The 24,272-nt window shown below is 71.7% G+C and carries 4 protein-coding genes (1 of these 4 running past the window's edge); all 4 read right to left on the bottom strand.

Annotated elements, in window-relative coordinates; translation table 11 throughout:
• Positions 1 to 31: 31 nt before the first annotated feature.
• Tightly spaced (each overlapping or abutting the next), the 4 genes in view from BLV01_RS05015 to BLV01_RS05000 form a layout consistent with a single transcriptional unit that may run on beyond the window.
• Positions 32 to 1,744, bottom strand: a complete 1,713-nt coding sequence (locus tag BLV01_RS05015) for an acyltransferase domain-containing protein (RefSeq protein WP_091794524.1) — start codon at positions 1,742 to 1,744, stop codon at positions 32 to 34.
• Positions 1,741 to 2,580: an ACP S-malonyltransferase gene (gene fabD / locus BLV01_RS05010; RefSeq protein ID WP_091794522.1), complete on the bottom strand. Its 840-nt coding sequence runs from the start codon at positions 2,578 to 2,580 to the stop codon at positions 1,741 to 1,743. Before fabD ends, BLV01_RS05015 begins: the two co-directional genes overlap by 4 nt.
• On the bottom strand, positions 2,577 to 8,153 hold the full coding sequence (locus BLV01_RS05005) for an alpha/beta fold hydrolase (protein WP_091794521.1): 5,577 nt from the start codon (positions 8,151 to 8,153) through the stop codon (positions 2,577 to 2,579). Before BLV01_RS05005 ends, fabD begins: the two co-directional genes overlap by 4 nt.
• Positions 8,150 to 24,272, bottom strand: the 3' portion of a protein-coding gene (locus BLV01_RS05000; protein WP_091794519.1) for an SDR family NAD(P)-dependent oxidoreductase. 8,519 nt of this gene lie beyond the right edge of the window; only the last 16,123 of its 24,642 coding nucleotides appear in the window; the start codon falls outside the window, past its right edge; it ends in the stop codon at positions 8,150 to 8,152. The genes BLV01_RS05005 and BLV01_RS05000 overlap by 4 nt, the downstream gene beginning before the upstream one ends.

Raw genomic sequence — 24,272 nt, 5'->3', positions numbered from 1 at the left:
GGGCGCCCGCGCCGGCAGCTTCGATTACCGCCTAAAGCGCGGCGAATGCATCCAGGGTCTGATTGAGGGTGTACACGTCGTTGCCGAAAGGGGTCATTGCGCTGACCGCCTTGAATCCGGCGTCGGTCGCATGGCCGTAGCGGGCATGGGTGGCCAGCGTGCCGCTGGGGCCGAGATCGAGCAGCAGGCAATCGCCTTGCGACAGCAGGCGCTGCACGGTCGCGCGGAAGTCGATCGGCGCGCGCGCGAGGCGGGCGAGGTGATCGGTCAGGTCGCCGCCGAGATAAGCGCCGCTGGCGCAGGACAGGACCGGCCAACGCGGCGGGCGCGGCGCGACGCCGGCCATGCGCAGGGCGTATTCGCTGCAGACCCGGTCCATCTGCGATGAGTGGAATGCGTACTGTACCGGCAGTTCTTGGTGGCTGACGCCATGTTCGGCCAGTATCCGCTTGACCTCGAGCCGGGTATCCAACGGCAGCGCGATCACGAAGTGGCGATCGAAGTTCTCGCCGGCCAGTTCGCACAGGCGGTGCAGACGCGGCTCGCTGCGATACAGCTCCGGCGATGCCAGCACCGCGATCATCGCCCCGCGCGGGCTGTGCTCGGCGACCAGCCGTGCGTGTTCGAGCACCATGCCTGCGGCCTGCTCGAACGGCACCGCCTCGGCGACGGCGATGGCGACGAATTCGCCCAGGCTCGCGCCGAGCAACAGGTCCGGCCGGACGCCTTTGTCGAGCAGGGTCCGGGCCAGTGCGTACTGGATCAGGAACAGGGCCGGGTGGGTATGGCCGAGTTCGACGAAGGGTTCGGTCTTGGGGCGCCCGCCGGCGTAGATCACTTGCAGCAGATCGACTCCGGACAGGCGTTCGAGCGTTCGCGCGCCATGGCGCATGTGTTCGGCGAAGATCGGATCGTGCTCGAACAGTTCGCGCCCCATTTGGTAGTACTGCGAACCCTGCCCGGAGAACATGAACACCACCCGCGGTCTGTCGCCTGCCTTGGCCAGGCCCGACAAGCCGCGTATTTGCCCGACATCCAGGCTGTCCTTGGGGAACGCCAGCGACAGCACCTGGCCTTGGTGGGGCAGGGTCAGGCCTTCGACATGGGGCAAGTGGCGAAAGCCGTAGCGCCACAGGCCGGCGTCCTCGCGCAACCGTTCGATCCGCAGCAATTCCGGCGGCGCGCTCAAACCCGAATGCAGCACTTTGGCGACCGCTTCCTTGGCGCTCCACAGCAGGGCCGGCAGAAGGGCGTCGTCGCCCGAAAGCCATTGCCGGCGCTCTTCCTCGCAGCTCCAGCGCGCCGGGTCCAGGCGCGCTACCGAATCCGGGGATTCCACATCCACGCCCATCGGAAACGCCGCGTCGAACGCGACCGCCGCGCCGATCGCGGCGCTGTGGCTGATGCTGACCTGGACCGGCTGGCCGGGCACCTCGCCGACCACGATCGGCTGGCCCCAGACGCCGCTGGCGATCTCGATCCGCTGCGGCGCTATGTCGCGGATCGCCGCGAGCGCGCGTTTGGCGCAGCAGCGCCCGAGCCAATAGCTGTCGCGGCGGCGCTCGAAACGCATCTCGTCCAGGCGCCTGCGTTCGTTGTCGTGCAGCAGATCGCAGTGCGGCGATTGCGGCATCGCCGCCTGCGCGGGATCGGCTTCGCTCAGGCACAAGGCGGCCCGTCCGGTCAGACCGTCCTTGCTCAGGCTGATCGGATGCAGCCAGCTGCGTGGCGTGCCTGCGCTCACGCGGCGGCGTGTTCGCGCAGCAGATTGGTGAGCACGGTGCCAGGCCCGATCTCGACGAATTCCTGCGCGCCGCGGTGCTTGAGGTAGTCGAGGATCTCGGTCCAGCGCACCGGGCTGGCAATCTGTTCGACCAGGGTCTCGGCCAGCCGTTCGTCGCTGTAGGGCTGCGCGGTGGCATTGGCGATCACCGGCAGGCGCGGCGCCCGCAACCTCTGCGTGCGCACGAAATCGCCGAACGCGTCGCGCGGCGCGCGCATCTGCCGGGAATGGAACGCGCCGCTGACGCGCAGCCGGACACAGCGCGTCGGGCTTTGGAACAACTCGGCGGCGCGGTCGATGTCGTCGCTCGGGCCGGCGATGACGATTTGCCGCGGCGCGTTGTGGTTGGCGATGTCGATGCCGTCCAGGCCGGCCGCGCGCAGGCGCGAGAGGACTTCATCGGCCGGCAGACCGATCACCGCCGCCATGCCGCCGCCGCTGGCCTGGGACATCAGTTGGCCGCGGCGCTGCACCAGGCGCAGTCCGGTTTCGAAGTCGAAGACGCCGGCCGCGAACAGCGCGTTGTACTCGCCGAGGCTGTGGCCCACGACCCAGTCGGGGAAGCGGCCGCTGTCCTCGATCCGGCGCAGGTAGGACAGCACGTTGACCGCGAACAAGGCAGGTTGCGTGAACTCGGTGCGGTTCAGGCGCGGGTCGGACTCTTGCAGGCACAACTCGGCCAGCGAATGGCCGAGGACCTCGTCGGCCTTTTCGACGTACTCGGGATAGGACTCGAACAATTCCTTGCCCATGCCCGGATGCTGCGATCCCTGGCCGGGGAACATGTAAACGATCATAGCGGAGATCCTTGGCGACGCAGGACGGCGCTCGCCGTTTGCGCGGAGTGATGTTCGAGGAATTCGGCGAGGACGCGATTGAATTCCTCGGCATGGGTCAGGGGCGCGAGATGGCCGGCGAGCTCCATGCGCCGCACGCGCAGCGAGGCGATGCCGCGCAGGTCCTGGCGTTCGGGCGCCAGGACGCGGTCGCGCGCGCCGATGATCTGCAGGGTCGGCGTCGCGATGGCCGGGTGCAGCGGGCGCGCGTCGAAGTCGGCCAGACTGCGCTGAAAGGCGCGCAGGGATTGCGCATCCAGCCCGCAGCTCAACGCGCTCAACCGCAGCGCGGCGCCCGGATCGTCGGGGTCCTCGCTGAGCTCTTCGCGCAACGCGGTGGCGACCGGTTCGGCGTCCGCGTCGAAGTGGGCGGCGCAGTTGACCAGGACCAGGCTGCGCAGCCGCTGCGGATGGTGCGCGGCGATCAGTTGCCCATAGCAACCGCCCAGCGACCAGCCGACGCAATGGAAGCGTTCGCCTTTGGGAAGCAGGGCGTCGATCGCGTCCAGCAGGATTTCCGCGTCGATGCGGAAATCCGCGTTCGCCGCGACCGGGCGGGTGGCGTCGCGACCCGGGGGGTGCAGGGCGATGACGCGATAGCGCGACTGCAACGCGGCGAATTGGTGGTGCCAGGCGCGCGCATGCAGGTTGAGCGGGCCGAGCAGCAGGACGGGCTCGCCGTCGCCGGCGCTGAAGCTCTCCACGTGGGTGGCGCCGTGTTCCACCCGTTGCGCCGACCATGCGGGGCGGATCGGCTCGGCCCGGGCGGCCGCCGCGACCGCGTCGGCCGCCCGCGGCGCCGCGGCCGGGGCCTGCGCCGCGCGCAGCATGCGCTCCAGATCGCCGAGCGTGGCGCAATCGAGCAGGGCGTGCTCGCGCAGCGGCGCGATCGTCTGCGCCAGCGCATCGGTCAGCTCCAGGCTGACCAGCGAATCGATCCCGAGCTCGGCCAGCCGCGTCGACGGATCGAGCCGCGACGCGGCGATCTTCAGCACCCGCGCCAGGACCTCGCACAGCGAGCGCCAGACATCGCCGCGCGCCTGCGCGACGGCGTCGGGTTTCGGGCGATCGACGCGCGCAACCGCGGCGACGCGTTGCCGCGAGCGCGGGTCGGCGATCGGTTCGGCCGCTTCGACCGCGGCTGCGGCCGCAGTCCGGGCGCGTGCGACCAGTACCCGCGACGCCGGCGTGCCTTCGCCCGGCACGGCTTCGGCGATGGCGGAGAAACCGGCTTCGGCGAGCAACTCGCGCCAGCGCGCATGCTCGAGCAGGGGCGAGTCCTCGATCCGGCGCTCGGCATCGCCATAGCGCCACCAGCCCTCGGTCAGGCCGAAGGTCATCGTGGCGATGTCCTGGCGCTGCATGATTTCGTTGATCACCAGCAGCCCGCCCGGGCGCAGCAGGCTGCGTACATGGGTGAGCGTGGCTGCGATGTCGCGGGTGGCGTGCAGGACGTTGGTGGCCAGCGCCAGGTCGTAGCCGGCCTCATCGAAGCCCTGTTGCGCCGGCGCCCGCTCGATGTCGAGCGCGCGGAAATGCAGCCATGGGCGATTCGCGCCGAAGCGCCGTTCGCCGTGGCGCAGGAAATGCGCGGACAGGTCGGTGTAGTCGTAACGTGCCGGCGGGTCCGGCAGTGCGGCCAGCACCGCGGCGCTGGTGGCGCCGGTGCCGGCGCCGATTTCGATCATTCGCGGGCTGCGGTCGCGGCACCAGCCCCGGCAGACCTGCGCCACTATCTCGTTGTAGTGGTCGGTGATTTCGTTGCCGCGGTAGATGCCTTCCACCAGCGTCGTCGAGCCGCCCGGAAACAAGACCTGCGGGCCGCCGATACGCCCGCTCAGCAGGTCCGCATAGCTGCGCACGCAGGCGCGCAGCAATTCCAGGTGCGGCGCCACGATCGGATAGCGCGCAGCCAGCGCCGCGGCGTCGGCGGCGGCCTGTTCATCGCTGCTCTCGGGCGCGGTCGCGGCGGCGCTGTAGCCATGCTCGTTGCGCGATAGCTCGCCATGCCGGGCCAGGATGGCGAGCAGCGCCGTGAACAGGCGCGCCTGTCCGGCCACCACGCCGGCGCGCTGCATCAGCACGCGAACGGGCACGGCGGATTCGTCCGGGCGCGGCAGCGCATCCAGGTTCTGCAGCGCCTCGCGGGTGCGCGCCGCGCCGAACGCCTCCAGCGCGTCGAATGCGGCGCGGTGCGCCTGCAGGACGCCGCCGCGCGCCGCCAGCCCGGCCAGCGGCGCGAGCAGTTCGGACATCGCCGGATCGTTGTCTTGCGCCGCGGCCGGCTGCGCCGGCGCTTGCGCGCCCGCGGCCCAGAAACGGTCGCGCGCGAATGGATAGCACGGCAGCGATACCGCGTGCGCGCCGGCGAACTGTTCCTGCCACTGCGGCGTTTCCCCGGCCAGGTATTGCTGCGCCTGCGCCCGCTCGGCGCGCGGACTGTGTTCGGCGCGCGGACCGGCGAACATGCGCTCGTCTTCCAGGCCCTGTTGCAGGCACTGCTTGAGCGCGGCGCGCAAGTCGCCCAGATCGCAGGCCACAAACGCCAGCCGCTGGCCGAAATGGCTGCGCCCCAGGCTGAGCGTATAGGCGACATCGCGCAGCGCCAGGTCGTGGCGATGGCCGCCGATCTCGCGCTCCAACTCGCGCACCCGGCGCAGCAGCGCAGGACGATCCTTGGCCGACAGCGGCAGGAGCCAGGGCAACGCGGGATCGCCAGGCGGCGCCGGCGCGCGCGGCGGCGGTTGCTGGATCACCACATGCGCATTGGTGCCGCTGAAGCCGAACGCGCTGATCGCGGCGGTGCGCGGTCCGGCATCGGGCCAGGCGCGGGTTTCGCTGTTGAGATAGAAGGGGCTGTCCTGGAGCGACAGATGCGGGTTGGGCGCGTCGAAATTCAGCGACGGCACCAGCAGGCCGCGCTCCACGCACAGCGCGGTCTTGATCAGGCCGGCGATGCCGGCGGCAGGCAGGCAATGGCCGATATTGGTCTTGACCGAGCCCAGCGCGCAGTATTGGCTGCGCGCGGCGGGGCGGCCTGACGAAAGCCGCGCGAACGCATCGCTGAGCGCGCCGAATTCGATCGGGTCGCCCAGCGCCGTGCCGGTGCCGTGGGCCTCGACGTAGCCCAGCGTCGCCGGATCGATCCGATGCCGGCGGTACACATCGCTGATCAGATCGGTCTGCGCGCTGGCGTTGGGCGCGGTGATGCCGTTGGAGGCGCCGTCCTGGTTCAGGCCCGAAGCCAACACGACCGCGCGGATCCGGTCGTTGTCGGCCAACGCCGCGGACAGGCGCTTGAGCACCACCACGCCGACCGCCTCGCCGGGCACGAAACCGTTGGCGCCGGCATCGAACGTACGGCATTGGCCATCGGGCGAGGTCATGCGCGCGGCATGCGCCAGGACATGGAATTGCGGCGTGGACAGCACGGTGACGCCGGCGACCAGCGCCAGGTCGCAACCGCCGCTGCGCAGGCTTTCGGCGGCGGTGTGCAAGGCCACCAGCGAGGACGAGCAGGCGGTGTCGATCGAGATCGCGGGTCCTTTCAGGTCGAAGAAGAACGCGACCCGCCCGGCCAGCATCGCCTCGGAGGTGCCGGTCAGCAGATAGGGATGCGGTGCGGCGGCGCCCGCACTCAGGCGCGACTTGTAGTCGCCGGGGAAACAGCCGACGAACACGCCGCAGCGGCTGCCGTTCAGGCGCTGCAGCGGATAGGCGGCATCCTCGAATGCGGCCCAGCTCTGTTCCAGCAGCAGGCGTTGCTGCGGGTCCATCATTTCCGCGGCGCGTTCGGGCACTTGGAAGAAGGCCGCATCGAAGGCGTCCACATCGCGCATGAAGCCGCCGCGCAGGTTCACCTCGGCCGCGACCTGCGTCATGCCTTGGCGGCGTTGCGCCGGCATTTCCGCGATCGCGTCATGGCCGTGGACCAGGTTGCGCCAGAAGCTCTCGACGTCGTCCGCGCCGGGGAAGCGACCGGCCATGCCGATGATGGCGATCGGCTCGGGCAGCTCCGAGTCGTAGCGCAGCGGCGCAGCGACGACCGCCTGCGCCGGCTGCGGCGCTGCCCATGCCGGTTCCGGTTCGGGTGCCGGCGCCGTGTCGGCGGTTTGCGGCGCAACGGCCGTCGTGGCGGTCGGGTTCTGCGCATCCAGGTGTGCGGCCAGCCGTCGCACGCTGGGATGGCCGAACAGGTCGGCCGGACGCAGTTGCAGCGCGAAGCTGCGGTTGATGCGCTCGATCGCATCCATCGCCATGATCGAGTCGATGCCCAGCTCGACGAAGGGCGCGTCGGCGTCGATCTGCTCCGCCTGCATGCGCAGGGCGTCGGCGATGACCGCGCTCAGGCGCGCGACGGTTTGCGCCGCGGCTGGCGCGGCCTGCGCTACCGGTTGCGGCGGCAGGGCGGGCGCGGGCTCGACCGCGGGCGAAAAGGCGCCGGCGACGCAGGCGCGGCCGTCGCTGGCGGCGATCAGCACCTGTTGGCGGGCATCGCCGGCGGAATCGCCGATCGCCTCGACCGGGTCGAAGCCGCACTGGGCGAATTCGCTGCGCCAATGGGCGAGATCCAGCAGCGGGCCTCCGCGCAGGCGCACGTCCTCGTCCTCGTACAGCCACCAGCCCGGAGTGAGGCCGAACACCAGCGTGGCGAAGTCGCTGGCCGCCACCACCTCGTTGAGCACGATCAGGCCGTCGTCGGCGAGCATGCGCTTGATCCGGCCCAGCGTGGCCTGGATGCGGCGGGTCGCGTGGACCACGTTGGAGGCGACGATCAGATGCGCATCCGCGCGCTCGGCCGCGCTGTCGGCTTCGATGTCGAGCACCCGGCAACGCACATAGGGGTAGCGCGCGCCGTAGCGGCGCTGCGCCGCCGCCACCAGGCTCGGCGACAGGTCGGTGATGTGGTATTCCAGATCGTCGCGCTGCGCTCCGAGGTGTTCGAGCACGACATTGGTGGTGGCGCCGGTGCCGGCGCCGAGCTCGATCACGCGCACGACCGTGCCGGGCGCCTGCTCGCGCTTGGCCGCGACGAGCGCCGCTACCGTCCGCGCCACCGCCTCGTTGCAGGCGTCGACCGCGGGGTTGCCGTGGTAGAGCGCGCGCACCAGCTCGGGCGATCCGCTGGGAAACAGCACGTTGACTCCGTCTTGGCGCGCGCCGACCACATCGGCATAGGCCGCGCAGCAGCGCTCGAGCATTTCCGCATGAGGGGCCAGCATCGGATAGCGCTCGAGCAGCGCTTGCCGCGATTGCTGCGCATCCTGCCGAGCCAGCGCCGAGGCCCGCTCGGTGGTGGCCAGCATGTCGGCCTGCGCCTGCAGGTAGCCGCCGATGCGCGCGGCATCGAGCGTGGATCGCCATAGCCGCTGCCAGGCCGGCAGCACGCCGATCTGCGCGGCCAGTCGCTGCGGGTGCCAGAGTTCTCCGGCCGCGACCGGAGCGCCGAGCGCGAGCAATACGCGCATGGCGCAGGCGCGGGCGTAAGCGTCCAGGGCGTCGGCGGGGGAGTAGGGAGAATCGCTGAGGTTCATACGGACCCTTGTTCGGTGAGCCGTGAGATCACGCGGTCGAGGAGGGTGCGGCCATTGCCGGCGACGTCGCCGCCGCGCGGCGCCCGCACGGCGTCGTCGATGCCCAGATGCGGCCACAGCCGCCGTTCGGCGACCAGCGGCATGACCGGACCGTCGCCGCCGCCGGCCATGGCCTCGATCACTTCCAATCCGAGCCCGGGTTCGATCGAGCCGATGCCCAGCGCGCGCATGCGCTCGGCGTGCTTGCGGTCGCTGACGATGCCCACGCTGCCCCAATAGCCCCAGTTGATCACCGGCGCGGCGATGCCGTCGTAGCGGGCGAGGGCGCGGGCGTAGGCGTCCTTGAAGGTGCAGCCGGCGGCATAGTTGCTTTGTCCGGCGTCGCCGAGGAACGACTGCGCCGAGGAGAAGAAGGCGAGGAAATCCAGCGACTCGTGCCGCAGCGCCCGGCGCAGCACTGCGCTGCCGCGCACCTTCGGCGCCAGCACCGCGCGCAGGCTGGCCTCGTCCATGCGGTAGATCGCGCGGTCGTCGAGCACCAGCGCCGAATGGAAGACGCCATGCAGCGCGCCCCAGCGGCGGCGCAGATCCGCCACCGCGGCGTCCATCGCGAGCGGATCGGCGAGATCGGCCTGCAGATAGATCGCTTCGCCGCCGGCCGCGCGGATCGCCTGGAGCGCGGCGCGCTGCGCATCGCCTTCGGGACTGCGGCCGAGCAGGGCCACGCGCGCCCGGCAGCGGCGCGCCAGATGCTCGGCCAGGACCCGGCCGATCCCGCCGGCGCCGCCGACGATCAGATAGACGCCGGCTTCGCGCCAGGGCGTCGCAGGCGGCGCCGGCAGGCGCCTGGGGCGCAACCGCCTGTGCCAGCGCCGTGCGCCGCGCAACAGCGTCGGCGCGCCCTGCGCATGCGGCGGCTCGGCGGCGATGCGCGCGGCCAGCGCCGCGTCCACCGCATCCGCGCTCGACAGGTCGAGATTGCGCACGCGCCAATCGCGCTGCTCTTTCGCCAGCGACATCGCGAAGCCGGTGAGCGCGGCGCCGCGCGGGTCGACCGGCGCCGCCTCGTCCAGGCTCAGCGCATCGCGGGTCATCACGAACAGGTCCAGGCCGTGGCGATGGTAGCGCTGCGTCGCCCTGACCAGCCGGAACAGGGCCAGCACACCGTGCTCCTGCGCCGAGTCCAGTGCGTCGAGATCGTCGGCGACATACGCCTCGGGCTGCAGGCCGCCGAGAAAATACACGCGGCGCAGATCGGGCAGTTGCACCAGGCGCGTATCCAACGCCAGGGCGTCGGTCGCATCGATCTCCACCAGCGCATCGTCGCGATGCAGCGCGCGCAACTGCGCGGCCAGCGCCGGATCGCGCTGCGGCTGCACCAGCAGCACGCTGCCGCGCTCGGCGGCGGGCGCGACGATGGCGGCCGGACTGTCGAGCCAATACGGCGCGAACAGGACGTCTTGCCCGCGGTCGTCGCATGCCGCGCCGTCCGCTGCCGTGGCGATGCGGGCGAGCGCCACGGTCTTGGCCAGCAGCGTCCGGGTCGCGGCCGATGCCGCGCTGGTATGCGTTTCGACGGCGTGCGTTTCAGCGGCAGGCATGTCGGCGGCAGGCGTTCGCAGGCCGGCGGAGGGCTGTGCGGCAGCCGCCGTTGCGTCGGCCGCAGGCGCGCGCGCACGATCGATATCCGGCAGCCAATGGCGGCTGTTCTCGAACGGATAGCCGGGCAAGTGCAGGCGCGGGCAGGGGGTCCAGAATCGCAGCGGCGGCAGTGCGCCCTGGCGGTAGTCGTCGGCCAGGCGCTGCCGATCCCGCGCGTGCCCGGCATTGGCGACGTCGCCGGCCGGCGTTGCTTGCGTCGCCGCGCCGGCCGGGATTTTGCCGATGCCGCTGCCCTGTTCGGCGGCGGCCTGCAGCGCTTGGAGCAGTTCGTCCCGGTCCGATGCGATCACCGCCAGCCGCCAGGCATGATGGTCGCGTCCGGCGCGCAGGGTGTAGGCGAGCGCCTGCAGGGAGGGGCGTTGTTGCACGCAGTATTGCGCCAATTGCGCGGCGGCCTGGCGCAGCGCCGCCGCGCTGGCCGCGGAGAGCAGCAGCAATTGCGGCTCGGACGGCGAGTCCGCATCGCTCGCGGCCGCTGGCGCGGCCTGCGGCGCCTGTTCCAACACCACGTGCGCATTGCTGCCGCCGAAGCCGAACGAACTGACCCCGGCGCGGCGCGGAAGCGGGCTGCCGTCGCCGGCCTGCAGTTCGGGCCAGGGCGCGGCCTCGCGCGCGATCGACAGCGCGCTGCCTTGCAGCTTCAGATACGGATTGAGTTCGCGCACATGTAGCGTCGGCGGCAGCGTCGCGTGCTTGAGCGCCAGTGTTGCCTTGATCAGGCCGGCGATGCCGGCGGCGGGCTCCAGGTGGCCGATGTTGCTCTTCACCGATCCCAGCGCGCAGGCCGGGGCGACGGCCGGCGTTCCGGCCGCGGTCGCGCCCAGCGCCTGCATCAACGCCTGTACTTCGATCGGATCGCCGAGTTCGGTGCCGGTGCCGTGCGCCTCGATCAGGCCGATGCTCGATGGATGCACGCCGGCATCGGCCAGGGCGTCGAGGATCACCGCGCGCTGCGCCTGCGGATTGGGTGCGGTCAGCGAATGCGCGCTGCCGCCGTGGTTGACCGCCGCCCCGCGGATCACCGCATGGATCGGATCGCCGTCGGCCAGCGCCCGCGACAAGGCCTTGAGCATCACCACGCCGACGCCTTCGCCCTTGACGTAACCATCGGCGCCGCTGCCGAAGCTGCGGCAGCGGCCGCGCGGGGACAGTACGCCCATCTGCGCGGTAACCGCGAAGGTGTCCGGAATCAGCATCAGGCTGACGCCGCCGGCCAGCGCCAGCTCGCAGTGCCCCAGGCGGATCGCGTCGATCGCGCGCGCCACCGCCACCAGCGAACTGGAGCAGGCGGTGTCGATCGCTTCGCTGGGGCCATTGGCGCCGAGCAGAAACGAGACCCGGTTGGCGAGCATCGCGTGTGAATTGCCGGTGGCCGCGAAGCCGTGGCTTTCGCCGGAGCGCTTGACCAGCTCCTGATACTCGTTGAACTGCACGCCGGCGAACACGCCCAGGCGCGTTCCGGCCAGCTGCGACGGCGCATGCGCGGCATCGTCGATGGCGTTGTAGCAGGCCTGCAGGAACAGGCGGTGCTGCGGGTCCATCAGTTGCGCTTCGCGCGGCGAGATACGGAAGAAACGCGCGTCGAAGCTGTCGATATCGGCGCAGAATCCGCCCCAGCGCGGTACCTGCGCCGGCTGTTCGCGCCAGTCCCAACGCTCCAGCGGGATTTCGCCGATGCAATCGCGGCCGTCGACCAGATTACGCCAGAAGCCGGCCAGGTCCGTAGCCTGCGGGAAGCGCCCGGACATGCCGATCACCGCGATCGCGCGATCGTCCGCGGCGGCGGGCGCCGCCGATGCGGACGCAGGCGGTGGCGTCGGCGAAGGCGCTGGGGTCTCGGCCGGCGCCGCGCCGGCCGCGTGCAGATAGGCGGTCAGTGCGGCGATGGTGTGGTGTTCGAAGAACAGGTTGGGGGACAGCTCCAGGCCGAGATCGGCGCCGAGGCGCTCGGCGAGGGCTTTGAGGCGGATCGAATCGAAGCCGAATTCGGCCAGCGACAGCGCGTCCTCGATGCGCTCGCGCGGTACTTCCAGCAACTCGACGATGACGTCGCGCAAATAGGCCGACAGGCTCCGCGCACTGGCTGCGCCCGTGGACGTCTCGGGCGATGCGGATGCGGATGTGGGCGCGGCGACGGCCTGGGCAACGGCCGCGTCCGCCGGGGTTTCGAGCAAGGCGCTCAGGCGGTCGGGATCGCCGGCGAGCAGGGCCAGGTGCGCATGGCCGCTGGCGAGCGCGGCCTCGAACGCGTCCAGGCCTTGCTGCGCCGGCAGCGGACGCAGTCCCCAGCGTTGCTCCATCTGCCGTAGCGCGGCTTCGGGCACGTGCATGCCTTCGCTGGCCCAGAGCGGCCAGCCGATCGAGATGCTGGTGCCGGGCGCGCCTTCGTGCCGGCGCTGCGCCGCATAGGCGTCGAGATAAGCGTTGGCGGCGGCGTAATCGGTCTGGCCGACGTTGCCGATCCCGCCCGCCAGCGACGAAAACAGGGCGAAGAACGAAAGCGGTTCATCGCGGGTGGCGCGATCCAGGTAGCGCGCGCCGGCGATCTTGGGCGCGATTACGCGCTGCAGGTCGGCGACGGTCTTGCCGGCGACCAGGCCGTCGGCGAGGACGCCTGCGGCATGCGCCACGCCATGCAGGACGCCGGCCCAATCCTTGGCGCGCTCCAGCGCTGCGGCGACGGCATCGGCGTCGGCGATGTCGCAGGGCAGATACAGGGCGCGTCCGCCCAGCGCCTCCATCTCGCTGACACAGTCCTGCGAGGCGGACGACGGCGGCGAGCGCCCCAGCAGCACCAGTCGCGCGCGGCGATGTTCGGCCAGGCGCCGCGCCAGCAGTCGTCCGATGCCGCCGAGGCCGCCGGCGATGAGCACCGCCGGTTCCGGCGGCAAGGCCAGGGCGGCGGCTTGCGGCGCCTGGGCAGGATTCAGGGCGAGCAGGCGGCGCTGCCGGCGCAGGCCGTCCCGGTAATGGACCTCGTGCACGCGTCCGGCGATCGCCGCATGGGCTTCGTCGGCGAGCGCCGACAGCGGCGCCTGCTGGAGTTCGGCCACCGTCACCGCGAGCTGCGGGCGCTCGCGCACCAGCGAGCGGCAGAAGCCGGCCAGCGCCGCCAGCGTCAGGCGTTGTTGCGCGCCGTCGCCGACGATCAGCAGGCACTGCAATGCCGGCGCGGCGCGGGCGACCTGCAGCATCTGCGCCAGGGACGCTTCGGTCGTCGCATATGCGGGCAGCCACCACAGCGCGCGCTCGGCGGTTGCGTCCAGTCGCGCGATGGCGCCGGCCTGCAACGGCAAGCCGTCGATGGCGGGCAGCGGCTGCTCCGACAGCCACAGCATCGGCGCTGCATCCGCATCGCCGGACGGCAGCGGCGCTGCCTGCCATTGTCCCTGCGCCCACAGCAACGGCACCGTGTCGCCGCTGCGCTGCGCGGTCCGCCGGGTTGCGGGCAGCTCGGCTTCGGCCGGCGCCTCGGACGCTTGCGCAACCGCCCAGTAGCGCTCGCGCGCGAACGGATACAAGGGCAGGGCGATGCGGCGGCCGCCGGCGAACAGCGCCGGATCGGGGTCGCCGCCATCGAGATAGGCGGATTGCGCTTGCGATAGAGCGGCGGGTGCGGCGGCGCTGGCGCCGGGCGAGCCGTCGTCGGCCTGCAGCGCCGCGATCAGGCCCGCATTGGAATCGACCAGATACGCGGCGCGATGCGCATGATGCGCGCGTCCCACCGCGCAGGTATGGGCGACATCGGCGAGCGCGGCCGGATGGGCTTGCAGCCATGCGGCAAGATCGGCGCGGCGTTGCCGCAGCGCGGCCGGCGTCTTGGCCGACAGCAGGATCAACTGCGGGCCCTCGATGGGTGTCGTCGCGTCCGGGGCGGCCGGCGCCTGCTCCACCACCAGATGCGCATTGCTGCCGCCGGCGCCGAAGGAGCTCAATCCGGCGCAGCGCGACAGCGCGTTTTCGCTGCGCCAGGGCGCGAGTTCGCGCTGCACGCGAAAACCGCTGTCGTCCAGCCCCAGATCCGGATTGAGCGGATCGGCGTGCAGGGACGGCGCCAACTGTCCATGGCGCAGTTGCAGCAGCAGCTTGCTCAGGCCGGCGATGCCGGCGGCGGCTTCGAGGTGGCCGATATTGCTCTTGATCGACCCCAACGCCGGCGCCGTGTCGGGATCGTCGAACACCTGGCACAGGCCGCGCAGCTCGATCGGATCGCCGAGCGCGGTTCCGGTGCCGTGCGCTTCGACATAGCTGACGCGCGCCGGGGCGAGCCCGGAGCGCTGCAGGGCGCGGCGGATAGCGCGGCCCTGCGCGTTGGGGTTGGGCACCGTGTAGTGGTTGACCGCGCCGCCGTGGTTGACCGCGCTGCCGCGGATCACGCCATGGATGCGGTCGCCTGCGGCGATCGCATCGGCGAGCGGACGCAGCAGCACCGCTCCCACGCCTTCGCCGGGAACGTAGCCGTCGCCGCCGGCGCCGAAGGAGCGGCAGCGGCCGTCGCTGGAAAGAAAGCGCCCCTGCGCCAGCAGCAGGTATTTGTTCGGATGGGTCATCAGGTTGACCCCGCCGGCCAGGGCGAGGCGGCATTCGCCGCGGCGCAGGCTTTCGCAGGCCAGATGGATCGCGGTCAGCGAGGACGAGCACATCGTGTCCACCGCCAGGCTCGGGCCGTGCCAGTCGAAATAGTAGGAGACGCGATTGGCGACCGAGGCATAGGAGGAGTCGGTGGCCAGCGGCGTGCCGCGGCCGGTGGCTTCGGCGCCGACCATCTGGTAGTGGCCGTACATGATGCCGACGAACACACCGATCTCGGCTTCGCCGCCGCAGGCCTGCGCCAGCGATGCCCGGGTGTAGCCGGCGTCTTCGAGGGTATGCCAGGCGATCTCGAGGAAATGGCGTTCCTGCGGGTCCATGAACGCCGCTTCCTTCGGCGAGATGCCGAAGAACAGCGGATCGAAACAGTCGTAATCGTCGATGAAGCCGCCCCAGCGGCCATACGTCTTGCCGCTCTGGCCGGGGCGCGGATCGAAGTAACGCCGCGCGTCCCAGCGCGAGCTCGGAATTTCGCGGATCAGGTCGCGCCCTTCGCGCAGCAGCGGCCACAGCGCATCCACGTTCGGCGCGCCGGGGTAGCGCCCGGCCAGCCCGACGACGGCGATGGCCTCGTCGCCGTCGCGCTGGGGTATCGGCGCGTGCGCCGGCGGCGACGCCGGCGCTGCCGGCGGCTGCCGCAGCGGCGGCGGCTCGACCCGATCGGGGTGCGCGCCGGCAAGGCAGCGCCGCACCGCTTCGCCGCGGCTGGCCAGCATATGATCGGCCAGCCGCTCGATGCGGTCGAACTCGAAGAACAAGGTCTTGGGCAGGCTGCCGAAATCGGCTTCCAGGCGGTCGACCAGATCCACCGCGATGATCGAGTCGATGCCGTAATCCTGGAACGGTTTGTCGACCTGCATGCGTTCGAGCGGCAGCTTGATGCGTTCGGCCACGATCGCGCGCAGCCTGGCGAGCAAGGCTGCGCGCAGGTGCGATGGCGGGTTCTCGGCGGCGGCTTCCGCCGGCGCGGATTGACGTTCGGCGGAGTGTTCCGGGGCCGCATGCTCCGAAGCTGCCTGCTCCAAAACCGCAAGCTCCGAAACCGCATGCTCCGAAACGACGTGCTGCACCGCGACGTTCCCCGCGCGTGTCGTCGTGCCGGTCGGCGCGCGCAGGCTGACTCCGTCGAGGGCGGCCAACGCCAGGCCATCGCGGTCGTACAGGCGCACGTCGAAGCAGGCCTCGCCGCGCCCGGGGCTGCGCATCGCCTGTATGTAGCGGGCGCGGTTCAGCGGCGCGAAGCTGCGCAGCGCATCGAGCGCGAACGGCAGCGCAAGGCGGTCGCCGCCGTCGCTCGCGCCGAGCACGGCCAGACTCTGCAGCGCGGCGTCGAGGCAGCGCGCGTCGGCATGCCCCGCGTCCGGCGGCGGCTGCAAGGTGGCCAGCAATTGCCGGCCGTCATGGTGCAGGACTTGCAGCAGACGGAACTGCGGGCCATAGACCGCACCGCAGGCGGCAAGGCGGCGGTAGAGCGCGTCCGCCTCGACTTCGATCATCGCCGGGTGCCGGGCCGTGCCTGGGTCCAGCGCCGGCAAGGGCGCCGCGGCGCCGGCCAGCCACTGGCCGCGTGCATGGATCTGTCCGGCGCTTTCGATGCGCCAGGAGCGAGCCTGTTCCTGCGCCTGTTGTCGCCATGCCAGCGGATCGCGCAACGGATAGGGCAGCGGCGCCGACCAGGCGACATGGCGCAGCAGGCCCGGTCCGAGCCGGGCCAGCGCCGATTCCAACAACGCCGTCGCCGGCACCAACGCTGCGCCTGCGATCGCATGATCGCGGTAGTCGTGCGCGGGCAGCAGCGGCGCATCGGCGACAGCGTCCTCGACGGACGCCGCAACGCTCGCCGTGGTGGTCGCTATTGGCGGCGTCGGCGTCGGCCAATAGCGTTCGCGCGCGAACGGATAGCTCGGCATCGGGATATGGCGCGCACGCGGCACTTGCGGGTCTTCGCCGCGCAGATAAGCCTCGGCGGCGATGCGCGCCCGGCCTGTCCCGCCCGCATGCGCGCGCCCGCCGGGCGCGCCGGCCGCGAGCATCTGGCCGATAGCGGCGATCGCTTCCCCGGCGCTGGCGGCGACGATGGCGCAGCGTTCGCCGAAATGCTCGCGGCCATGGGCCAGGGTGGAAGCGACATCGGCCAAGGGCGGCGCGGTCTGCTCCAGCCAGTCGGCCAACTGCCGCAACCGGCGCTGCAGCGCCTCGTCGTTGGCGGCCGAGAGCAACAGCGCGTGCGCCTGACCGTCGTCGCGCGTTGGCGGCGCGGCTTGCGGCGCCGACTCGACGATGACGTGGCTGTTGGCGCCGCCGGCGCCGAACGAGCTGATCCCGGCGCGCAGCGTCTCGCCGGTCCACGGCGCGGCCTGCTGTTGCAGCACGAACGGGGTCTGCTCGAAGTCGATGCGCGGATTGAGCGCCTGCGCGTGCAGGCTCGGCGCCAGGCAACGATGCCGCATTTGCAGCAGCACCTTGATCAGGCCGGCGATGCCGGCGGCCGATTCCAGGTGCCCGATGTTGCCCTTGAGCGAGCCGATCGCGCAGAAACCGCGCCGCGAAGTGCGTTCGCCGAATGCGGAGGAAAGGCCGCGGATCTCGATCGGATCGCCGAGTTCGGTGCCGGTGCCGTGCGCTTCGACGTAGCTGATCGCATCGGCGGCGACGCCCGAGCGCCGCAGCGCCGCGTCGATCACCTCGGCCTGGGCGCGCGGATTGGGCACGGTATAGCCGCTGGTGCGGCCACCGGCATTGACCGCGCTGGCGCGGATCACGCCATGGATGTGGTCGCCTTCGGCGCGGGCCTGGGCCAGCGGACGCAGCAGCACCGCAGCGACGCCTTCGCCGTCGACGAAGCCCGCCGCGTCGGCGCCGAACGGGCGGCATACGCCATCGCGCGCGAGCATCCGCAAGGAACTCAGCCGCGCCAGGTGGCGCGGATGCAAGATCAGGTTCACGCCCCCGGCCAGCGCGGCGCGGCAATCGCCGCGCCGGATCGCGTCGCAGGCCAGGTGCAGCGCGGTCAGCGACGAGGAGCAGGCGCTGTCCACCGCCAGGCTCGGGCCGCGCAGGTCGAGCTGGAACGAGACGCGGTTGGCGATCGACCAGTAATTGGCGTCGGCGTTGTTGGCATGGCCGGCGGCGGCGAGTTCGGCGCCGACCCAACTGTAGCCGCCGTTCATGACCCCGGCGAACACCCCGATGCGGTGTTGCAGCGCGGCGATGCGTGCGGCGGTGTAGCCGGCGTCCTCGAAGGCCGCCCAGGCGGTCTGCAGGAACAGGCGTTCCTGCGGGTCCATCACCTCGGCCTCGGCCGGCGAGATACGGAAGAACAGCGGATCGAAGCAGTCGACATCGTCGAGGAAGCCGGCGCGGGCGCTGTAGCTCTTGCCCAGTTGTCCCGGTTCGCCATGGTGATCGAGCCAGCGCCAGCGTTGTTGCGGCACTTCGCTGATGGCGGTGCGTCCCTCACGCAGCAGGGTCCAGAGCTGCTCCGGATTTTCGGCGCCCGGGAAACGGCCGGCGATGCCGACCACCGCGATCGCGTCCTGGTCGGCGTCGTCTGCGTCGGGCGAGCTGGCAGCGGCGGAGCGCGACGGCGGCTTCATGCGCGCCTGCTGCGCGCGCTGGGTGGGTTCATCCGCGGCGGGCGGCCGCGCGTGGCCGGTCCCGGTCGCGGGTTCGCTCGCAGGCGCGACCGCAGGCGTGGCGGCATCGGCCGGCGCAAGCGGGCTGCGTTCGGCCAAGGCGCCGGCCAATTGCGCCACGGTGACGTGTTCGAACAACAAGGTCGAAGGCAGCGCGCCGTAGACGCGCTCCAGCGGCCTCATCAGCTCCAGCACGATCAGCGAGTCCACGCCGAACTGTTCGAAATTCTGGTTGTCGCCGATCTCGGTCGCGTCGATATGCAGCACCTGAGCGAACGCCTGCTTGATCCAGGCGCGCAGGTCCTCCGGCGCCGGTGCGGCGGCCGGCGCGGCCGCGGCGATTGCGGCGGACGCGGCCTCGCTCGCGGTTTCGCTCGCGGCCGGCGCCGCCGCCGCCGGCGCGGCGACCCGGCCGTCGCTGCGCGCCACGATCACCTGCATCGGGCCTGGGCGCGTCAACGCGCGCGGGTCTGCGAAGCCGCTCACGCCGAGCGCGAACCGCCAGCGCTGCAGATCCAGCAGCGGGCTGCCGGGCAGACGCAGGCCGGCATCGCGGAAGCGCCACCAGCCGTCGGTCAGGCCGAAGGTGAGGGTGGTGAACGCCTGCCGCTGCACCGCCTCGCACAGCACCACGCGGCCGTCGCCCTTGAGCAGCCGCTTGAGGTTGCGCAAGGCCTCCAGGATCGAGGCGGTGGCGTGCAGCACGTTGGTAGCCAGCACGATATCGACGCTGCCGCAAGCGAAACCCTGTGCCTGCGGTTCGCGCTCGATGTCCAGCACCCGGCCGCGCAAGCCGGCGCAGAGGTCGCGGAAGCGGCGCTCGCCGCCGCTGACGAAGCTCGGCGACAGATCGGTGTAGAGATATTCGCCCCAGTCGCCGAGCGGCTGCAGCGCTTGCAGCACCACGGCGCTGGTGCCGCCGGTGCCCGCGCCGATCTCGACGATGCGCAACCGGCGCTGCGGATCGGCGGCGCGCGCATCGGCGACCCAGGCCGCGACCTGCGTCGCAACCAGCCGGTTGTAGTGTTCGGCGGCGGGACTGTCGCGATAGATCGGTTCCACCTGCCGTAGCGAGCCGCCCGGGAACAGGATCGGCAGCGGGTCCTGGGTGCCGAGCAGGACGCCGGGCAGCGCTTCCACGCAATTGCGCAGCAACGCTCGATGCGGCGCCAGTTCGTCCGGCAGCGGCGTGGTCGGCGCAGCGCCGTCGGCGCCGTCGCTCAGTGCGCAGACCGCTTCGTACAGTGCGCGCTTGCCCGGCGCCACGTCCTGGGCGCGTTCGCCGTCGAGCAGTCCGGCCCGGCTCAGTGCCGCGGCCGCGGCGGCTTTCGCCTCGTGCTCGAGCTGCGCGAAGCCGTCGCCGTAACGCTGCATCGCGTCGGAGACGGCCGGTTCGGCGCACAGCGAGAACTGCGCGCCGGTCGCGTCCGCATCGATCCGCAGCGCGTGGGCCGGCGTTGCGCCCAGGCCCTGCAGCACCGCGGGCGCCGCCTTGAATGCGATCGTCCGGGCCAGGCCCAGGGCCAGCGTGGTTTCGATCGCCGCCAGCCCCTCCTGCGCCGAGATCGAACCCACGCCGCGCAGCTGCAGCCGGCGCCGGTACGGTTCCGACGCTACCGCGCCGACCTCGCCCCAGTAGCCCCAGTCGATGGTGTACGCCGGCAAGCCCTGCCGGTGCAGTTCGCGGCTCAAGGCTTCTTCATAGGCGCAAGCCGTCGCATAACCGCTTTGGCCGGCATCGGCGAGCAGCGCCTGGGCCGAGCAGAAGCTCAGCAGGAAGCCGATCTCGCCACGGCGCAGGGCGGCGGCGAGATGACGGCCGCCGCGCAGCTTCGACGAGAGCGAGGCTGCGAAATCCCGCTCGCTGGTGGATGCGAGCAGGCCGTCCTTCAAAGCCAGGGTCGAGGCGATCAGGCCGTCGATGGCGCCGAAGCCGGCCCGCGCCTGCGCCAGGGCGCGCTGCAGCGCCTGGGCGTCGGCGACGTCCGCAGACAGGTACTGCGCCTGCGCGCCGGCGGCGCGCAGGTGTTGCAGTTGCCGCTCGCCGGCGTCGTCGAGCGGGCGCCGGCCGACCAGACTGAGCTGCGCCCGGTAGCGCCGGGCGAGATGCTCGGCCAGGGTGTAGCCCAGGCCGCCCAAGCCGCCGACGATCAGGTAATGGCCGCCTTCGCGCAGCCGGGAGGGCGCCGCCGCGGCGCAGGCGAGCGGGCTCCAGCGCCGCGCCAGCGTCAAGCCGCAGCGCAGGGCCAGCGGTTCGTCGGCGTGCAGCGCGCACAACTGCTGCGCCAGCGCCGATGGATCGGTATCGGGGTCGTGCGCGGAGGCGTCCAGCGCCAACAGCTGCCATTGCGGCTGCTCCTTGGCGGCGGACACGGCCAGCGCGATGCGCGCCGCGGCGCAGGGATCGATCGCTTCGTCGGCGACGACGCCGTGCGCGTCGAGCGTCAACAGCACGACCCGCCAGGGCCGGCGGTAGCGCGCCAGCGCACGCAGCAGGCGGCGCAGGATCGCCAGTTCGGCGCCATCCTCGGCGCCGTCGGCGGCGCACGCGGTGCCGCGCAGGAAGTAGACGGTCTGCGCCGCGATCGCCTGCAGCACGGCAGTGTCGAGCGCGACGGCGTCGGTGGCGGTGGACTCCCACAACTCGCCCGGGTGGGTCCGGCGCAGCGCCGCGAGCAAATCGTCCTGGCCGCCGTCGTGCACGACCAGGGCCGGTCCGGGCGGCGGCGGCTGCCGCCGCGCTTCGACCTCGTCCCAGCGTACGCTGTGCAGCAAGCCTTCCTCCGGCAGCGGCCGGAACACGATGTCGTCGAAGGCCGCCAGGACTTCGCCGTCGTCCTTGCACAGACGCAGCGAGGCGCTGCCATCGGCGTTGCGCCTGGCATGGGCGAACCAGGCCTCGCCCTGCGGCGTCGGCGCGGGACCGTACAAGGCCGCTTGGCCGATGCGGAAGGGCACCAGGGTGCGGCCGTCGCTGTCATCGCCCCATCCGGCCAGGCTGTGCAGCGCTGCGTCCAGCCAGGCCGCCCACGGCACGGCGGTGGTTTCGCCGTCGGCATCGCTCGCTTCCGCGGGCGCTGCGGACAGTTCGGCCAGCACTTCGTCGGCAGAGGCGCGATAGCGCGTCAGGCATCGCAACAACGGCCCATAGGTCAGTCCGGCGTGTTGCAGGCGCGCGTACAGATCGGCGCCCGCGCGCGCCTGGCCGAGGCGCGCGCGGATGGCGTCGAGGTCCAACGCCGGTGCGGCCGCCGGCGCGGCTGCGATCCGCCCCTGTCCATGCACGGTCGGCGCGTCCTCGTCGCCGCTCTCCACGCGGTAAGCGTCGCGATCCAGATGCAGGCGCAAGGCGATGGGCGTCTCTACCCGTACCGGTTCGCGCCAGAGCACTTCGCTGAGCGCCAGGTCGCCGCCGATATGTTCGTGCAGCCACGCCAATTGCGCCGTTCCCGGCCAGATCGCCGCGCCGCGAACGCGGTGTTGGCGCACCAGCGGCATCTCGTCGTGCAGCTGCAATTGCGGGGTTTCGCGCGCGGACGCCGCCGGCGCTGACGCGCTCGGCGCCGGGCCGGCCGCCCAGCAGCGCTTGCGCGCGAACGGATAGCCGGGCAGGGCCAGACGGCGCGCGCCGAGCGCGGCGAACACCTCGCTCCAGTCCAGCCCATGGCCGCAGACATAGAGCTCCAGGGCGCTTTGCAGCGCCGCGTTCCAGGCGTCTTCGTCGGCGGCCTGCAGCAGTTCGCCGGCGATGGTCCGGCGCAGGCGATCGGCCAGGTTCGCCGGCAGGACATCGCCGGTTTCGCCCTGCATGGCGCGCGGATGCGGCCGTTGCGCGCTCAGGTCGGTCAGTGCGGCGACCAGTTCGGCGTGGGTGCGCACGGCGACCGCCCAGCGCAGCGCATGGTGGTCGCGCCCGAGCAGGCAGGTGCAGGCGATATCGCGCAGCTCCACCGCGTCCTCGCGGGCTTCGAGCCAGCCCAGCAGCGCCTGCGCACGGCGCTGCAACGCCTCGGCGTTGGGCGCCGACAGCACGATCGGCACGACCCGCCGTGGATCGGCGCTGCGCGGCGGCGACGGCGGGGCCTGTTCGAGCACAACATGGGCGTTGCTGCCGCCGAAGCCGAAAGAGCTGACGCCGGCGCGGCGAAGGTCCTCGCCATGCAGGGACGGCTGCGGCCATGGCTCGGCCCGGGTCACCAGGCGGAACGGGCTGCCGTCGAACTTCAGGTAAGGGTTGGGCGTTCGGCAATGCAGCGTGGGCGGCAGCATGCGGTGCTGCAGGGCCAGGACGACCTTGGCCACGCCGGCGATGCCGGCCGCGGGTTCGAGGTGACCGATATTGCTCTTGACCGAGCCCAGGCCGCAGTGCCCGGCGACGGTCTGCGCGCCTTCGGGCAGCAGTTTGCGGTAGGCGCGGTGCAAACCTTCGAGTTCGACCGGATCGCCCAGCTCGGTGCCGGTGCCGTGCGCTTCCACATAGCCCAGGCTGCGCGGATCGATGCGCGCCCGGCGGTAGGCGCGCGCAAGCAGGCGCGCCTGGGCCTGCGCGTTGGGCGCGGTGAGCGACTGCGCGCGACCGCCGTGGTTGACTGCGCTGGCGCGGATCACCGCGCGGATCGGATCGCCGTCGGCGAGCGCGCGCGCCAGCGGCTTGAGCAAGGCGACGCCGACGCCTTCGCCCTTGACGTAGCCGTTGGCGCCGGCGCCGAAGGTCTTGCAGCGGCCATCGGGCGACAGGATGCCCATCTGGCTGGTGGCGACGAACGTGCGTGGGTCCAGCATCAGCGACACGCCGCCGGCCAAGGCCATGGCGCAGTCGCCGTTGCGCAGCGCCATGCAGGCATGGTGCAGCGCCACCAGCGAACTCGAACAGGCGGTGTTGACCGATTCGCTGGGGCCGTGCAGGTCGAGCAGATAGGACACGCGGTTCGGCAACATCGTGTGCGAGTTGCCGGTGGAGAGATAGCTGTGGGTCTGCTCGCCGATCACGGCGTGGTATTCGTTGAACTGGACGCCGGCGAAGACGCCGGTGTCGGTGCCGGCGAGCGCCGCGGGCGCGTAGCCGGCATCTTCCAGCGCATGCACCGCGGTCTGCAGGAACAGGCGGTGCTGCGGGTCCATCAGGTCCGCTTCGCGTTGCGAAATCTTGAAGTAGCCCGGATCGAATTCGTCGACGCCGTCGATGAAGCCGCCCCAGCGCGAATTGCTGCGGTCTGGGCGCAACGCTCCGGCGTGGTAATACTCGCGCCAGTTCCAGCGCTGCGCCGGCACTTCGCCGATCAGGTCCTCGCCCTGGAGCAGGTGGCGCCAGAATGCGTCGAGATCGGCCGAGCCGGGCAGGCGCGCGGCCAGACCGATGATGGCGATATCGTCGCTGCCGATGGTTCCGCGCCCGGCGTCGCCGGCAGGCGCCGTCGCGGCCGGGGCCGGCAGCGGCGCCATCGCGACCGCGGACGTTGCCGCGTCCGGCTCCGGCGCCGCCGACCCAGGCGCCGGCAAATAGGCGGCCAGGCCAGTGGCGTCGGTAACGGCGTAGAACAGGCTGGGCACGAGTTCGCTGCCGAGCTCGGCGTTGATGCGGTCGGCGGTTTCTTTCAGTGCGACCGAGTCGAAACCGAGGTCGGCGAACGGAGTCTGCGGGGTCAACAGCCGGCGTTCGATCTTCAACGACTGCGACACCGCGTCCAGGACGACAGCGACGGCGCGCGCGTCCACGCGCGCCGCAGCCGGCGCTGGGGCGTTTGCGGTCGCGGCCGACGCCGCAGCCGGCGCCGGCGCGGCGTCGGCCAGCTGCTCGCTGCGGCGCAGGGCGGCCGCGATGCGCTCGGCATCGCCCTGGAACCAGGCATGCTGACCGCAGGCGCCGCAGCGCAACAGCGCCTGCAGCGCCCGCATCGCCTGCCGCGGCGAGGTGGGGGCGATGCCATGGGTGCGCTCCAGCCAGGCCGAAAACCGGCTCTGGTCGACGCCGTCGATGCGCAGGCCTTCGGCCGAAATCAGCGGCAGGTTCAGCGACAGGCAGCGGCCGTGCCGCCGCTGCTGCATGCGCTGCGCTTCGCGCCATTGCGCGAAGCCGTCGAGGAATCCATTGGCGGCGGCGTAATCGGCTTGTCCCGCCGCCGGCAACACGGCAGCGCTGGAGGAGAACAGCACGAAGCAGGCGAGCGGTTCATCGCGGGTGGCCCGGTCGAGGGCGATCGCGCCGCGCAGTTTGGGCGCCAGCACCGCGGCG

This window comes from Lysobacter sp. yr284, assembly GCF_900107375.1.
In the GTDB taxonomy this organism is placed as follows: Bacteria; Pseudomonadota; Gammaproteobacteria; order Xanthomonadales; family Xanthomonadaceae; genus Lysobacter.
This window is presented reverse-complemented; position numbering and strand designations above follow the sequence as displayed.

Coding starts and splice junctions, on each gene's coding strand:
- fabD (WP_091794522.1), bottom strand. CDS start 2,580: ATGATCGTTTACATGTTCCCCGGCCAGGGATCGCAGCATCCGGGCATG.
- BLV01_RS05005 (WP_091794521.1), bottom strand. CDS start 8,153: ATGAACCTCAGCGATTCTCCCTACTCCCCCGCCGACGCCCTGGACGCT.